Here is a 16,947-nt window from a genome sequence, read left to right as displayed (position 1 = left end):
TGGAGCAGAGATGAACGCCCCCGCTGAGAACGTAGTCGAGGCACTGCGCGCCGCGGTCAAGGAGACCGAGCGGCTGCGGCGCCGCAACCGGACGATCGTGGCCGCGGCCCGGGAGCCGATCGCCGTGGTCGGCATGGGCTGCCGCTTCCCCGGCGGCGTCGACTCCCCGCAGGCCCTGTGGGAGATGGTCGCCGGCGGCACCGACGTGATCTCCGGATTCCCGGACGACCGCGGCTGGGACCTGGAGGCGCTGCGCACCAGCGGCACCGACGACCGGGACACCTCCGTCAGCCGGCGCGGCGGGTTCCTCGACTCCGTCGCCGGCTTCGACCCCGGCTTCTTCGGGATCTCGCCGCGCGAGGCCGTCACCATGGACCCGCAGCAGCGGCTGCTCCTGGAGACGTCCTGGGAGGCGATCGAGCGCGCCCGCGTCGACGCCACCCGGCTGCGCGGCACCCGCACCGGCACGTTCATCGGCACCAACGGGCAGGACTACGCCTACCTGCTGGTGCGGTCGCTCGACGACGCCACCGGGGACATCGGCACCGGCATCGCCGCCAGCGCCGTCTCCGGCCGGCTGTCGTACACCTTCGGCCTGGAGGGGCCGGCGATCACCGTCGACACGGCCTGCTCCTCCTCGCTGGTCGCGCTGCACCTCGCCGTGCAGTCGCTGCGCAACGGCGAGTGCACCCTGGCGCTGGCCGGCGGCGTCAACGTGATGTCGACGCCCGGCTCCCTGGTCGAGTTCAGCCGGCAGGGCGGTCTCGCCCGCGACGGCCGCTGCAAGGCGTTCGCCGACTCCGCCGACGGCACCGGCTGGTCGGAGGGCGCTGCCGTGCTCGTCCTGGAGCGTCTCTCCGACGCCCAGCGCAACGGCCACCCGGTGCTCGCCGTCATCCGCGGTTCCGCCGTCAACCAGGACGGCGCCTCCAACGGCTTCACCGCCCCCAACGGCCCCTCCCAGCAGCGCGTCATCACGCAGGCCCTCTCCAACTCGGGCCTGAACGCCGGCGACGTCGACGTGGTCGAGGCGCACGGCACCGGCACCCCGCTCGGCGACCCCATCGAGGCCCAGAGCATCCTCGCCACCTACGGCCAGGACCGTGAACAGCCCCTGCTGCTCGGCTCGATCAAGTCGAACATGGGCCACACCCAGGCCGCGTCCGGCGTCGCCGGGGTCATGAAGATGGTCATGGCGATGCGCAACGGGGTGCTGCCGAAGACCCTGCACGTCGACCGGCCCTCCACCCATGTCGACTGGACGGCGGGCAAGGTCGAGCTGCTCACCGAGAACCGCCCCTGGCCCACCGCGCCCGACCGCCCCCGCCGCTCCGGCGTCTCCTCCTTCGGCGTCAGCGGCACCAACGCGCACGTCATCGTCGAACAGGCACCCCACACCCCTGCCGCCCAGCCGGAAGAGGTATCGGCCGCGCCCCGCACCGCCGGCGTCCTGCCCTGGGTGCTCTCGGCACGCTCCGCCGCCGCCCTGCGCGAGCAGGCCACCGCCCTCCTCGCCCACCTGGACACCCCCGGCGCCCCCGGCGCACTGGACACCGCGTACTCGCTGGCCACCACCCGCGCGGCTCTGGAGCACCGGCTCGCCGTCGTCACCGACACGGACGGCACCACCGGCCGCGACGCGCTCACCTCCTGGCTGGCGGGGGACCCCGCCCCGGACGCCCACGAGGGGCAGGCCCTCGGCCGTACCCGCAGCGCCTTCCTGTTCTCCGGGCAGGGCGCCCAGCGCCTCGGCATGGGACGTGAACTCCACGCCCGCTTCCCGGTGTTCGCCGAAGCACTGGACGGCGTCCTGGACCTGCTCGACGAGGAACTCGGATCCGGCCTCGCCGACATCATCTGGGGCGACGAGGAAGCCCCGCTGAACGAGACGGGCTTCACCCAGCCCGCCCTCTTCGCCATCGAGGTCGCCCTCTACCGCCTGGTGGAGTCCTGGGGCGTCACCCCCGACTTCGTCGCCGGCCACTCCATCGGCGAGATCGCCGCCGCGCATGTCGCCGGGGTGTTCTCACTGGAGGACGCCTGCCGGTTGGTCGCCGCGCGTGCGGGACTGATGCAGGCGCTGCCCAGTGGCGGTGCCATGGTGGCTGTGGAGGCGGCCGAGGACGAGGTGCTGCCGCTGCTCGGCGAGGGTGTCGCCGTGGCGGCGGTCAACGGTCCGACCTCCGTCGTGGTCTCCGGCGAGGAGCGGGCCACTCTCGCGGTCGCGGGGCAGTTTGCCGAGCGGGGTCGCCGTACGAGCCGTCTGCGGGTGAGCCACGCCTTCCACTCGCCGCTGATGGACCCGATGCTGGAGGAGTTCCGGGCGGTCGCGGAGACGCTCTCGTACGACGAGCCGCGGATCCCGGTCGTCTCCAACCTGACCGGAACCGTCGCCGCTGACGGGCAGTTGACCGACCCGGAGTACTGGGTGCGTCATGTCCGCGAGGCCGTGCGGTTCGCCGACGGCGTCCGCGCGCTCGCCGAGGCCGGCGCCGACCTCCTGCTCGAACTCGGCCCCGACGGCGTACTGGCCGCACTGGCCCAGCAGTCCGCCACCGCCGTCACCATCCCGTTCCTGCGCAAGGGCCGCCCCGAGGAGCACAGCGCCGTCACCGCGCTGGCCCGGCTGCACACGGCCGGCGTCACCGTCGACTGGAAGGCGTTCCACGACGGCACCGGCGCTCGCACCGCCGAACTGCCCACCTACGCCTTCCAGCACGAGCGCTACTGGCCCAAGGCGACCGCGACCGCCGTCGACGCCACCGGTCTCGGTCTCGCCTCCGCCGACCATCCGCTGCTCGGCGCCGCCATGTCGGTGGCCGGTTCCGACGAACTCCTGCTGACCGGCACCCTGTCGCTCGCCACCCACCCGTGGCTCGCCGACCACAGCGTCGGCGGCACGGTCCTCTTCCCCGGTACCGGCTTCCTGGAGCTGGCCGTGCGCGCCGCCGACCAGGCCGGCTGCGACCGGGTCGAGGAACTGACGATCGCCACGCCGCTCGCGCTGCCCCCCACGGGCGCCGTGCAGATGCAGATCTCCGTCGGCGCCGCCGACGAGGACGGCCGGCGTGAGCTGCGGTTCTTCACCCGGCCCGGTGAGGACTTCGACGCCGAGTGGACCCAGCACGCCACCGGCCGTATCGGCTCGGGTGGGCACGCTCTCGGCTTCGACACCACCGTGTGGCCGCCGCGCGAGGCGGAGGCCGTCGAGATCGAGGGGCTGTTCGACCGCTTTGCCTCCGACGGCTTGGAGTACGGCCCGGTCTTCCGTGGGCTGCGGGCCGTGTGGCGCCAGGACGACACGGTCTACGCCGAGGTCGCACTGCCCGCATCGGTCGAGGACGCCGGTGCCTTCGGTCTGCACCCGGCGCTTTTGCACGCCGCCCTGCACAGCGCGGTCTTCCTGTCCGCCGAGGGCGACGACCGCGGTCTGTTGCCGTTCGCCTGGGAGGGCGTGTCCCTGCACGCGGACGGGGCGAGCACCTTGCGGGTGCGGATCGCCTCCTGCGGCGAGGACGCGGTGCAGATCGCCGCGGTCGACCCGGCAGGTCAGCCCGTCGTCTCCGTGGAGTCGCTGACGCTGCGTGCCGCGGACGCGGGAGCCGTTGCCGAGCCGCGCCGTGATGACGCCAACTCGCTGTTCCGCGTCGACTGGACCCCTCGTACGGTCGCTGCCCCGGCTGCTCCTGCCACCTGGGCCGTGCTGGGTGATGACCCGTTCGGTCTGACCGCTGTGCTCGCTGCGGACTCCGAGGCGGTCGCGGGCGTGCATGCCCCGGCTGCCACGCTCGGGGAGTTGGCTGCCCGGAGCGGGGCCGTTCCGGACATGGTCGCGGTGACGGTTTGTGGCGACGTCGATCAACGGCCCGAAGCTGCCCATGAGTTGGCCCGTGACGTGCTTGCTCTGGTGCAGGAGTGGCTGGCCGAGCCTGCCTTTGCCTCCTCCCGGCTGGTTCTGGTGACCCGCAGCGCCGTCGCCGACGGCGAGCGCGGTCCGCTCGATCTGGCCGCTGCCCCTGTGTGGGGCCTGGTGCGTTCCGCCCAGTCCGAGAACCCGGGCCGGCTGCTGCTGGCCGACATCGATGACACGGCTGACTCGCTGGCCCGACTGCCGCTGCTGGCAAGGCTGTTCGACGGGGACGAGCCGCAGGCCGTTGTCCGGGAGGGCACGGTCCGTGTCGGTCGGCTCGCCCGGCTGGAGTCCGGTGACTCTGCCGTTCGGCCCATGGATCCCGAGGGCACCGTCCTGGTCACCGGTGGCACCGGCGGTCTCGCCTCCGAACTGGCCCGCCACCTGGTCACCGAGCACGGCGTCAAGCACCTGCTGCTGACCAGCCGCCGCGGGCCCGACGCCCCCGGTGCCGCCGATCTCGTCCAGGCGCTGGCGGATCTCGGTGCCGAGGCCAGGGTCGCCGCGTGCGACGTCGCCGACCGTGACGCCCTCGCCGCGCTGCTCGCCTCCGTGCCGACCGAGCATCCGCTGACCGCTGTGGTGCACACGGCGGGTGTCCTCGACGACGGCATCGTCGCTTCCCTCACCCCCGACCGCCTCGACTCCGTGCTGCGGCCGAAGGTCGACGCCGCCTGGCACCTGCACGAGCTCACCCGTGACCTCGACCTGGCCGCCTTCGTCCTGTACTCCTCGACGGCCGGCGTCTTCGGCAGCCCCGGGCAGGCCAACTACGCCGCGGGCAACGCCTTCCTGGACGCCCTGGCCGCTCACCGCCAGGCCCTCGGCCTGCCCGCCACCTCGCTCGCCTGGGGTGCCTGGGAGCAAGGCGTCGGCATGACCGGCCAGTTGAGTGGCCAGGACGCACGCCGGATCAGTGACGCCGGTGGAATGCCGCTGCTGTCCGTCGAGCGGGGTCTGGCCCTGTACGACGCCGCCATGCACGCCGATGAGCCGCTCGTGGTGCCGCTCGGTCTGGGCAGCGGTGGCCCGTTGCCCGCCGGTGTCGGCGTCCCCGCGATCCTGCGCGGACTGGTCCGTACCGGTGGGCGTCGGGCCCGGGCGGCCACCGCCGCGGTCGCCCGCGCCGGACTGGCCGAGCGTCTCGCCGTTCTGCCGGAGGAGCAGCGTCGGCCGTTCGTCGTCGATCTGGTGCGTGCCGAGGCCGCCGCGGTCCTCGGGCACGGGTCCGCCGACGCCGTGGACGCGCGCCGGGAGTTCCGGGGTCTCGGCTTCGACTCGCTCACGGCGATCGAGCTGCGCAACCGGCTCGGCAAGGCCACCGGCCTCACTCTGCCCGCCACGCTGGTCTTCGACTACCCGACCCCCGAGCAGCTCGCCGACCATCTCCTGGACGAACTGCTGGGCGCCGATGCCGTCGAGGTCTTCGCCGCCCCGGAGAGCGCCGCCAAGGTGACCGACGATCCTGTCGTCATCGTCGGGATGGGCTGCCGCTTCCCTGGCGGTGTCGGGACGCCCGAGGAACTGTGGGACCTCCTGGCGTCCGGCACCGACGCCATCACCGGCTTCCCCGCCGACCGTGAGTGGGAGTCGTCGAGGCTCGTCGGCGGTGAGGCCGGCGGTGTGTCCGGGCAGGGTGGATTCCTGACTGACATCGCCGGCTTCGACGCCGGGTTCTTCGGGATCTCGCCGCGCGAGGCGCTGGCCATGGACCCGCAGCAGCGCATCCTGCTCGAAGTCACCTGGGAGGCCATCGAGCGCGCCGGTGTCGACCCGGCCACCCTGCGGGGAAGCCGTACGGGTGTCTTCATGGGCGTCAACGGTCAGGACTACTCCAGTCTGGTCATGGGGTCCCGTGACGACGTCGCGGGCCACGCCACCGCCGGCCTGGCGGTCAGTGTGGTCTCAGGCCGCCTCTCCTACGCGCTCGGCCTCGAAGGGCCTGCCCTGTCCGTCGACACGGCCTGCTCCTCGTCACTGGTGTCCCTGCATCTGGCCGCGCAGGCGCTGCGGTCGGGGGAGTGCAGCATGGCGCTGGTCGGTGGTGTCACCGTGATGACCACGCCCGCCAACTTCGCCGGGTTCTCGCGGATGGGCGGTCTTGCCCAGGACGGTCGCTGCAAGGCGTTCTCGGACTCCGCCGACGGCACGGGCTGGTCCGAGGGCGCGGCGGTGTTCGTGGTGGAGCGCCTGTCCGACGCCCGCCGCGCCGGACACCGCGTGCTCGCCGTGGTGCGTGGCTCCGCGGTCAACCAGGACGGCGCCTCCAACGGCCTCACGGCCCCCAACGGCCCTTCCCAGCAGCGGGTGATCCGGCAGGCGCTGGCCAACGCGGGCCTGAACACGAGTGATGTCGACGCGGTCGAGGCCCATGGCACCGGCACCCCGCTCGGCGACCCGATCGAGGCGCAGGCCCTGCTCGCCACCTATGGCTCCGACCGTGACCCGCAGCAGCCGCTGCTGCTCGGTTCGGTGAAGTCCAACATCGGCCACACCCAGGCCGCGGCCGGTGCCGCCGGACTCGTCAAGATGGTCATGGCGCTGCGCAAGGGCATGCTCCCGCGCACGCTGCACGTCACCGAGCCGTCCTCGCACGTCGACTGGTCTCTGGGTGCGGTGCGGCTGCTCACCGAGGAGACCGACTGGCCGGAGACGGGCCGGGCCCGCCGGGCCGGTGTGTCGTCGTTCGGCATCAGCGGCACCAACGCCCACGTCATTCTCGAGGGCGCTCCCGACGAGCCGGTGCCCGTGCCGGCTGCCGACCGTCCGGTGCCCGGCGCGCTCGCCTGGCCCGTCTCGGCGAAGTCCGAGGCCGCGCTCGACGCCCAGGTGGAGCTGCTGCGGGAGTCCGCCGACGCGCTGCCCGCCCTTGATACCGCCTACACCCTGGCCACCGGCCGCTCCAGCTTCGAGCACCGGGCCGTGCTGCTCGCCGCCGACGGCAGCCTCACCGAGATCGCCCGGGGTGCCGCCGAACCACGCCGTACGGCCTTCCTGTTCTCCGGGCAGGGCGCCCAGCGCCTCGGCATGGGCCGTGAACTCCACGCCCGCTTCCCGGTGTTCGCCGAAGCCCTCGACTCCGTCGCCGCCCTCCTGGAGACCGGGAAGGGGGCATCCGTCCGCGACGTGATGTGGGGCACCGACGAAACCGCCCTGAACGCCACCGCGTTCACCCAGCCCGCGCTGTTCGCGGTCGAGGTCGCCCTCTACCGTCTGGTGGAGTCCTGGGGCCTCGCCCCGGACTTCGTCGCCGGTCACTCGGTCGGTGAGATCGCGGCCGCGCATGTCGCCGGGGTGTTCTCGTTGGAGGACGCCTGCCGGTTGGTCGCCGCGCGTGCCGGTCTGATGCAGGCGCTGCCGCGTGGCGGTGCCATGGTGGCTGTGGAGGCGCCCGAGGACGAGGTGCTGCCGCTGCTCGGCGAGGGTGTCGCCGTGGCGGCGGTCAACGGTCCGACCTCCGTCGTGGTCTCCGGTGAGGAGCGGGCCACTCTCGCGGTCGCGGAGCAGCTTGCCGAGCGGGGTCGCCGTACGAGCCGTCTGCGGGTGAGCCACGCCTTCCACTCGCCGCTGATGGACCCGATGCTGGAGGAGTTCCGGGCGGTCGCGGAGACGCTCTCGTACGACGAGCCGCGGATCCCGGTCGTGTCCAACCTGACGGGCGAGGTCGCCGCCGCGGGCACGCACACCCACGCCGACTACTGGGTGCGTCATGTCCGTGAGGCCGTCCGGTTCGCCGACGGCGTCCGCGCGCTCGCCGAACGGGGCGTCACCGCCTTCCTGGAGATCGGCCCCGACGGAGTGCTCTCCGCACTCGCCGCCGCCTCCCTGCCCGACACCGACGCGGTCGTCGTGCCGGCGCTGCGCAAGGACCGCGACGAGACCGTGTCCGTCCTCAGCGGCGTCGCCCGACTGCATGTCGCCGGTGTCGACGTCGACTGGTCGGCGCCCCTGTCCGGCACCGGCGCCCGCATCGCCGAACTGCCCACCTATGCCTTCCAGCACGAGCGTTACTGGCCCAAGGCGGCCCCTGCCGCCCTGGACGCCTCCGGTCTCGGTCTGGCCTCGGCTGACCATCCGCTGCTCGGCGCGGCCATGTCGGTGGCCGGTTCCGACGAACTCCTGCTGACCGGCTCCCTGTCGGCTGCCACCCATCCGTGGCTCGCCGACCACGTCGTCGGCGGCATGATCTTCTTCCCCGGTACCGGCTTCCTGGAGCTGGCCGTCCGCGCCGCCGACCAGGCCGGCTGCGACCGGGTCGAAGAGTTGATGATCGCCGCGCCGCTGGTGCTCCCCGCCACGGGTGCCGTGCAGGTGCAGATCTCCGTCGGCGCCGCCGACGAGGACGGCTCGCGCGAACTGCGGTTCTTCACCCGGCCCGGTGAGGACTTCGACGCCGAGTGGACCCAGCACGCCACCGGCCGCATAGGGTCAGGTGAGCAGGTCATCGGCTTCGACACCACCGTGTGGCCGCCGCGTGACGCCGAGGCCGTCGACATCGACGGCATGTTCGAGCGCTATGCCTCCGACGGCTTGGAGTACGGTCCGGTCTTTCGTGGGCTGCGGGCCGTGTGGCGCCAGGACGACACGGTCTACGCCGAGGTCGCACTGCCCGAATCGGTCGAGGACGCCGGTGCCTTCGGTCTGCACCCGGCGCTCTTCGACGCCGCCCTGCACAGCACGGTCTTCCTGTCCGCCGAGGGCGACGACCGCGGACTGTTGCCGTTCGCCTGGGAGGGCGTGTCCCTGCACGCGGACGGGGCGAGCACCTTGCGGGTGCGGATCGCCTCCTGCGGCGAGGACGCGGTGCAGATCGCCGCGGTCGACCCGGCAGGTCAGCCCGTCGTCTCCGTGGAGTCGCTGACGCTGCGTGCCGCGGGCCCGGAAGCCGGCGCCGAGCCGCGCCGTGACGACGCCAACTCCCTGCTCCGCGTCGACTGGACCCCTCGTACGGTCGCCGCCCCGGCTGCTCCTGCCACCTGGGCCGTGCTGGGTGACGACCCCTTCGGCCTGACCGCCGTGCTCGCCGGGGACTCCGAGGCGGTCGCGGGCGTGCATGCCCCGGCTGCCACGCTCGGGGAACTGGCCGCCCGGAGCGGGGCCGTTCCGGACATGGTCGCGGTGACGGTTCGTGGCGACGTCGGTCAACGTCCCGAAGAAGCACATGAGTTGGCCCGGGACGTGCTTGCACTGGTGCAGGAGTGGCTGGCCGAGTCCGCTTTCGCCTCCTCCCGGCTCGTCGTGGTCACCAGGAACGCCGTCGCCGACGGCGGGCGCGGTCCGCTCGATCTGGCCGCTGCCCCCGTGTGGGGTCTGGTGCGTTCCGCCCAGTCCGAGAACCCGGGCCGGCTGCTGCTGGCCGATGTCGATGACACGGCCGAGTCCATGGCCCGACTGCCGCTGCTGGCAGGGCTGTTCGACGCGGAGGAGCCGCAGGCGCAGGTCCGTGAGGGCACGGTCCGTGTCGGTCGGCTCGCCCGGCTGGAGTCCGGTTCCTCTCTCGTTCCGCCGGCCGGGACGCCGTGGCGGTTGGGCAGCCGCGTCAAGGGCAGCCTCGACGGTCTCGCCCTGCTGCCGCATCCGGAGGCCCTGGAGCCGCTTGTCGGCCGCCAGGTGCGCATCGGGATCCGTGCCGCGGGCCTCAACTTCCGCGACGTGCTGAACGCTCTCGGCATGTACCCCGGCGAGGCGGGCCTGTTCGGCTCCGAAGCCGCCGGTGTCGTGACCGAGGTTGGTCCGGACGCCACCGAACTGGTCCCCGGGGACCGGGTCATGGGCATGGTGTTCGGTGGGTTCGGTCCGTCGGGTGCCGCCGATGAGCGTCTGCTGACCCGCGTCCCCGACGACTGGTCCTGGGAGACCGCGTCGTCCGTGCCGCTGGTGTTCCTCACCGCCTACTACGCGCTGAAGGATCTCGCCGGGCTGAAGGCGGGGGAGAAGGTCCTGATCCACGCCGGTGCCGGTGGTGTCGGTATGGCGGCGATCCAGATCGCCCGTCACCTCGGTGCGGAGGTCTTCGCCACGGCCAGTGAGGGCAAGTGGGATGTGCTGCGTTCCCTCGGGGTCGCCGACGACCACATCGCCTCCTCGCGCACCCTCGACTTCGAGGCGGCGTTCGCCGAGGCCGCGGGGGACAAGGGCCTCGATGTCGTCCTGAACGCTCTGGCCGGCGAGTTCGTCGACGCGTCGATGCGGCTGCTCGGCACGGGCGGCCGGTTCCTGGAGATGGGCAAGACCGACATCCGGCACACCGGTTCCGCCCCGGACGGCATCAGCTACCAGTCCTTCGACCTGGGCATGGTCGATCCCGACCGCATCCAGCAGATGCTGCTCGACCTCGTCGACCTCTTCGAGCAGGACGTCCTGTCCCCGCTGCCGGTCCGTGCCTGGGACGTCCGTCGCTCTCGTGAGGCCTTCCGCTTCATGAGCATGGCCAAGCACATCGGCAAGATCGTGCTGTCCATACCCCGGCCCATGGATCCCGAGGGCACCGTCCTGGTCACCGGTGGCACCGGCGGTCTCGCCTCCGAACTGGCCCGCCACCTGGTCACCGAGCACGGCGTCAAGCACCTGCTGCTGACCAGCCGCCGCGGGCCCGACGCCCCCGGTGCCGCCGATCTCGTCCAGGCGCTGGCCGACCTCGGTGCCGAGGCCAGGGTCGCCGCGTGCGACGTCGCCGACCGTGACGCCCTCGCCGCGCTGCTCGCCTCCGTGCCGACCGAGCATCCGCTGACCGCTGTGGTGCACACGGCGGGTGTCCTCGACGACGGCATCGTCGCTTCCCTCACCCCCGACCGCCTCGACTCCGTGCTGCGGCCGAAGGTCGACGCCGCCTGGCACCTGCACGAGCTCACCCGTGACCTCGACCTGGCCGCCTTCGTCCTGTACTCCTCGACCTCCGGCGTCTTCGGCAGCCCCGGGCAGGCCAACTACGCCGCGGGCAACACCTTCCTGGACGCCCTCGCCGCCCACCGCCAGGCCCTCGGCCTGCCCGCCACCTCGCTCGCCTGGAACGCCTGGGAGCAGGGCAGCGGCATGACGAGCGGACTGAGCGACGAGGACATGCGCCGCATCAACGACAACAGCGGCATGCCGCTGCTGTCCGTCGAGCGGGGCCTGGCCCTGTACGACGCCGCCACGCTCGCCGACGAACCGCTCGTCGTGCCCCTGGGCCTGGGCGGTGGCGGCTCGCTGCCCCCCGGCATGAGCGTCCCCGCGATCCTGCGCGGACTGGTCCGCACCGGCGGACGCCGGGCGCGGGCCGGCACCGCCGCGGTCGCCCGTGCCGGACTCGCCGAGCGTCTGGCGGTGCTGCCGGAGGAGCAGCGCCTGCCGTTCGTGGTCGACCTGGTGCGTGCCGAGGCCGCCACCGTCCTCGGGCACGGTTCCGCCGACGCCGTGGACGCCCGCCGCGAGTTCCGCGGCCTCGGCTTCGACTCGCTCACCGCGATCGAGCTGCGCAACCGGCTCGGCAAGGCATCCGGCCTCACCCTGACCGCCACGCTCGTCTTCGACTACCCGACGCCCCAGCAGCTTGCCGAGTACCTCCTGGACGAACTGCTCGGCGCCGACGCCGCGGAGGCCTTCACCGCCCATCAGACCGCTGCCACCGCGTCCGACGACGACCCCGTGGTCATCGTCGGGATGGGCTGCCGCTTCCCGGGCGGTGTCGGATCGCCCGAGGAACTGTGGGACCTCGTGGTGTCCGGTACCGACGCCATCACCGGTTTCCCCGCCGACCGTCAGTGGGAGTCGTCGACGATCGGCGGCGAGCCGGGCGACCTGTCCGGACAGGGCGGATTCCTGAGCGACATCGCCGACTTCGACGCCGACTTCTTCGGCATCGCGCCGCGTGAGGCCCTGGCCATGGACCCGCAGCAGCGCATCCTGCTCGAAGTGACCTGGGAGGCCGTGGAGCGTGCCGGCCTGGACCCGACCGCCCTGCGCGGATCCCGTACCGGTGTCTTCATGGGTGTCAGCGGCCAGGACTACTCCGGTCTGGTCATGCGCTCCCGCGACGACATCGCGAGCCACGCCACCACCGGCCTCGCCGTCAGCGTCGTCTCCGGCCGCCTCGCCTACACGCTCGGCCTGGAGGGTCCCGCCCTCTCGGTCGACACCGCCTGCTCCTCCTCGCTGGTCTCCCTGCACCTCGCCGCGCAGGCGCTGCGGGCGGGGGAGTGCACCATGGCGCTGGCCGGCGGTGTCACCGTCATGACCACCCCCGCCAACTTCGCCGGATTCTCCAAGATGGGCGGTCTCGCCCAGGACGGTCGCTGCAAGGCGTTCTCCGACTCCGCCGACGGCACCGGCTGGTCCGAGGGCGCGGCGGTACTCGTCCTGGAGCGTCTCTCCGACGCCCGTCGTGCGGGGCACCGGGTGCTCGCCGTGGTGCGTGGCTCCGCGGTCAACCAGGACGGCGCCTCCAACGGCCTGACCGCCCCCAACGGCCCTTCCCAGCAGCGGGTGATCCGGCAGGCGCTGGCCAACGCGGGCCTGCGGCCCGGCGACGTCGACGCCGTCGAGGCGCACGGCACCGGCACCCCCCTCGGCGACCCGATCGAGGCGCAGGCCCTGCTCGCCACCTACGGCAGCGACCGCGACCCGCAGCAGCCGCTGCTGCTCGGTTCGGTGAAGTCCAACATCGGCCACACCCAGGCCGCGGCCGGTGCCGCCGGACTCGTCAAGATGGTCATGGCGATGAGCAACGGCACGCTCCCGCGCACCCTGCACGTCACAGAGCCGTCCTCGCACGTCGACTGGTCCCTCGGCGCCGTCCGGCTGCTCACCGAGGAGACCGCGTGGCCGGAGACGCGCCGGGTCCGCCGGGCCGGTGTGTCGTCGTTCGGCATCAGCGGCACCAACGCCCACGTCATCCTCGAAGACGCCCCCGGGTCCGCCGCGGACGAGCGCCCCGGCGAGGACACCGTGGCCCCCGCCGTCACCCCGTGGGTCGTCTCGGCCCGCTCCGATCAGGCGCTCGACGCCCAGCTGGAGCGGCTGCGCGCCCATGCCGCCGCACACCCGGAGGCGTCCCGCGCCGACATCGGCCTGTCCCTCGTGACCAGCCGGTCCTCCTTCGAGCACCGGGCCGTCCTGCTGGCGGGCCCCGACGGCGTCACCGAGGCCGCGCGCGCCGAGGCCGGCGCCCGTACACCGGCGTTCCTGTTCTCCGGCCAGGGCGCTCAGCGCCTCGGCATGGGCCGTGAACTCCACGCCCGCTTCCCGGTGTTCGCCGAGGCCCTGGACACCGTGCTGGACCTGCTCCACGCCGAACTCGGCTTCTCCCTGCGGGAGATCATGTGGGGCGACGACCCGGAACAGCTCAACCGCACCCGCTGCACCCAGCCCGCGCTGTTCGCCGTCGAGGTCGCCCTCCACCGCCTCGTGGAGTCCTGGGGCCTCGCCCCGGACTTCGTCGCCGGTCACTCGGTCGGTGAGATCGCGGCCGCGCATGTCGCCGGGGTGTTCTCGCTGGAGGACGCCTGCCGGCTGGTCGCCGCACGCGCCCGTCTCATGGACGCGCTGCCCGAGGGCGGCGCCATGGCCGCCGTCGAGGCGACCGAGGACGAGGTACTGCCGCTGCTCGCCGACGGCGTCGCCGTCGCCGCCGTCAACGGCCCCACCTCCGTCGTCGTCTCCGGCCCCGAGGACGGTGTCGGCCAGGTCGTCGCCCGTCTGGAGCCGGCCGGCCGCCGGGTCTCCCGGCTGCGGGTGAGCCACGCCTTCCACTCGGCCCTGATGGAGCCGATGCTGGACGAGTTCCGCACCGTCGCCGAGAGCATCACCTACCACGAGCCGCGGATCCCGGTCGTGTCCAACCTGACGGGCGAGGTCGCCGCCGCGGGCACGCACACCCACGCCGACTACTGGGTGCGTCATGTCCGTGAGGCCGTGCGCTTCGCCGACGGCGTCCGCGCGCTCGCCGAACGGGGCGTCACCGCCTTCCTGGAGATCGGCCCCGACGGAGTGCTCTCCGCGCTCGCCGCCGCCTCCCTGCCCGACACCGGCACGGTCGTCGTGCCGGCGCTGCGCAAGGACCGCGACGAGACCGTGTCCGTCCTCACCGCCCTGGCCCGGCTGCACACCGCCGGCCTCGACGCCGACTGGAGCGCCGTCTTCGACGGCACCGGCGCCCGCCGGGTGCCGCTGCCCACGTACGCCTTCCAGGGCACCCGCTTCTGGCCCGACACCACCGCCGCCCCCGGCGACGCGGGCGGACTGGGCCTGGACGCCGGAGGGCACCCGCTGCTCACCGTCGCCACCGCGGTCGCGGGCTCGGACGAGACGCTGCTCGGCGGACGCCTGTCCGCCGCCGCACAGCCCTGGCTCACCGGCCGCGTGAGCGACGGCACCACCACCCTGCCCACCGCGGTCCTCGCCGAACTCGCGCTGCACGCCGCCGAGGCCTGCGACCGCACCACCGTGGAGAACCTCACCGTCAGCGCGCCCCTGGTGCTCACCGGGAAGCGCCCCCAGCGCCTCCAGGTACTGGTGGGCGCCCCCGACGGGACCGGCCGGCGCACCCTCACCGTGCACACCCGCGCGGACGGCGACGGCGCCCCGTGGATCGAACGGGCCACCGCGGCGCTCACCGACGCGCCCGCCGCCCCCGCCGCGGCCGACAGCGCATGGCCGCCCGCGGACGCCAACCCGGTCGACGACCTGCCCGAACCCACCGACGCGGCCGTGCTGCGCGCCGCCTGGCGGCGCGGCGGGGACGTCTTCGCCGAGGTCGAGATCACCGAACAGAGCCCGGCCGAGCAGGCGTTCGCCCTGCACCCGGCGCTCCTGGACACCGCGGTCCGCGCCGCCGCCCTCCTCGATGGAGACGGAGACGGCGACGACACCCTCGACGCCGTCGCCTGGGACGGGCTCGTCCTGCACGCCGCGCACCCCGCCCTCCTGCGGGTACGGCTCACCGCCACCGGCGACGACACCTGGGCGGTGGAGGCGACCGACCCGCAGGGCGGCCCCGTGCTGTCGGTGGCCTCGCTCACCCTGGGGGCCACCACCGCCGAACACGGCACCCACGCCGCCGCCGCGGACGACGCCGCGCTGCTCACCCTGGACTGGGTCGCGCCCGCCCCGGCCCCGCGCTCCGGCGACAGCGGCCCCTGGACCGTGCTCGGCGACGGGCTGCCCGGCCTGGACACCGCGCTCGCCGCGGTGGACGGGGTACTCGCCACCCGCGCGCACTCGCTCACCGAACTGCTGGACGGCGGGGCACCCCTGCCGTCGCTGGCGCTCCTGCCGGTCGAGGGCGACCCCGCCGCCGGGGACGACCTGCCCGCCGCGGTCCGCGCCGCCACCGTGCCGGTGCTCGACCTGCTGCGCCGCTGGACCTCCGACCCCCGCACCGCGGACTCCCGCCTCGCGATCGTCACCCGTGGCGCCGTCGCGGCCGGCCGGGAGGACGTGACCGACCTGGCGGCGGCAGCCGTCTGGGGCCTGGTCCGCTCCGCCCAGTCCGAGAACCCGGGCAGCTTCCTGCTCCTGGACCTGGACCCGGCCGACAGCGCCGACGCCACCGACGCCGCCGTCCTGGCGCCGCTGCCCGCCCTGTTCGACGCGGGCGAGACCCAGGCCGCCGTCCGCGGCGGCGCGCTCACCGTCGCCCGCCTCACCCGCACCGAGTCCACGGCCGTCCCGGCCGCCGACCAGGTCCGCGCCTGGGACCGCGACGGCACCGTACTGATCACCGGCGGCACCGGCGGCCTCGGCGCCGTGCTCGCCCGCCACCTCGTCACCGGCCACGGCATCAAGCACCTGCTGCTGGCCGGCCGCCGCGGACCCGACGCACCCGGCGCCACCGCACTGAGCGAGGAACTCTCCGCGCTCGGCGCCGAGGTCACCGTACGGGCCTGCGACGTCTCCGACAGGGCCGCCGTCGACGCGCTGCTCGCCTCACTGCCGCCCGAGCACCCGCTGACCGCGGTCGTGCACACGGCGGGCGTCCTCGACGACGCCACGATCGGCTCGCTCACCGCCGACCGGCTCGACACCGTGCTGCGGCCCAAGGCCGACGCCGCCTGGCACCTGCACGAGGCGACCCGGGCCCTGCCGCTCACCGGATTCGTCCTGTACTCCTCCGTGGCCGGCGTCACCGGCGGCCCCGGACAGGGCAACTACGCCGCCGCCAACACGTTCCTCGACGCGCTCGCCGCGCACCGCGCGGCCCAGGGCCTGCCCGCCCTGTCGCTCGCCTGGGGACCCTGGGGCCAGGGCGCCGGCATGACCGGCACGCTCAGCGACGCCGACATCGAGCGCATGGAACGCTCCGGGACGCCGCCGCTCACCGAACGTCAGGGCCTCGCCCTGTTCGACGCGGCGAACGGCCACGACGAGGCACTCGCCGTGGCGATCCGGGTCTCCCGGTCCGCCGCCACCCCCGACGCCGGCGACGTCCCCGCGGTGCTGCGCTCCCTGGTCCGCGCCCGGCGCCGCGCGGCGGCCACGGCCGGTGCCGACGGGCTCGCCCGCCGGCTGGCCGGCCTCGGCGCCGAGCAGCGGCACGAGACCCTCGTCGGCCTGGTCCGCCAGGAGACCGCCGGGGTGCTCGGTCACTCCGGTGCCGACGCGGTCCCCGCCGACCGGGACTTCAGCCGGCTGGGCTTCGACTCGCTGATGGCGGTCGAACTGCGCACCCGGCTCTCCGCGGCCACCGGCGTGCGGCTGCCGTCCACCCTCGTCTTCGACCACCCGACGCCCACCGCCGTCGCCCGGCACCTGGCCGGCTCCCTGGCGGGCGGGGACCGGAGCGGCACCGCCGCCTCCCCGCTGGCGACGCTCGACCGGCTGGAGGCGGAACTGTCCGCCGACGGCATGGACGAGGCCGTCCGCCGCGGGGTCGCGGGCCGGCTCCAGCGGCTGCTGGCCGCCTGGGACGGCAGCGGCCCGGACGGGCACGGACCGGCCGTCGGCGAACGGATCGAGGCGGCGAGCGCCGAGGAGATCTTCGCCTTCATCGACAACGAACTCGGCCGGTCGTCGAACTCCTGACCTGGGCCCACCCCACTACGCGCGAAACATTTTGAGGA

1 protein-coding gene is annotated in these 16,947 nt (G+C 73.9%); it reads left to right on the top strand.

Features of this window, described 5'->3' with window-relative positions; genetic code table 11:
• The first annotated feature begins 10 nt into the window (after positions 1–10).
• Positions 11–16,909: an SDR family NAD(P)-dependent oxidoreductase gene (locus tag ACFY3J_RS33390; RefSeq protein WP_390842406.1), complete on the top strand. Its 16,899-nt coding sequence runs from the start codon at positions 11–13 to the stop codon at positions 16,907–16,909.
• Positions 16,910–16,947: the final 38 nt, after the last annotated feature.

It is taken from the genome of Streptomyces sp. NPDC001231 (assembly GCF_042896885.1).
In the GTDB taxonomy this organism is placed as follows: domain Bacteria; phylum Actinomycetota; class Actinomycetes; order Streptomycetales; family Streptomycetaceae; genus Streptomyces.
Note: the sequence above shows the minus strand (reverse complement) of the source record. Positions and strands in the feature narration are given on the sequence as shown.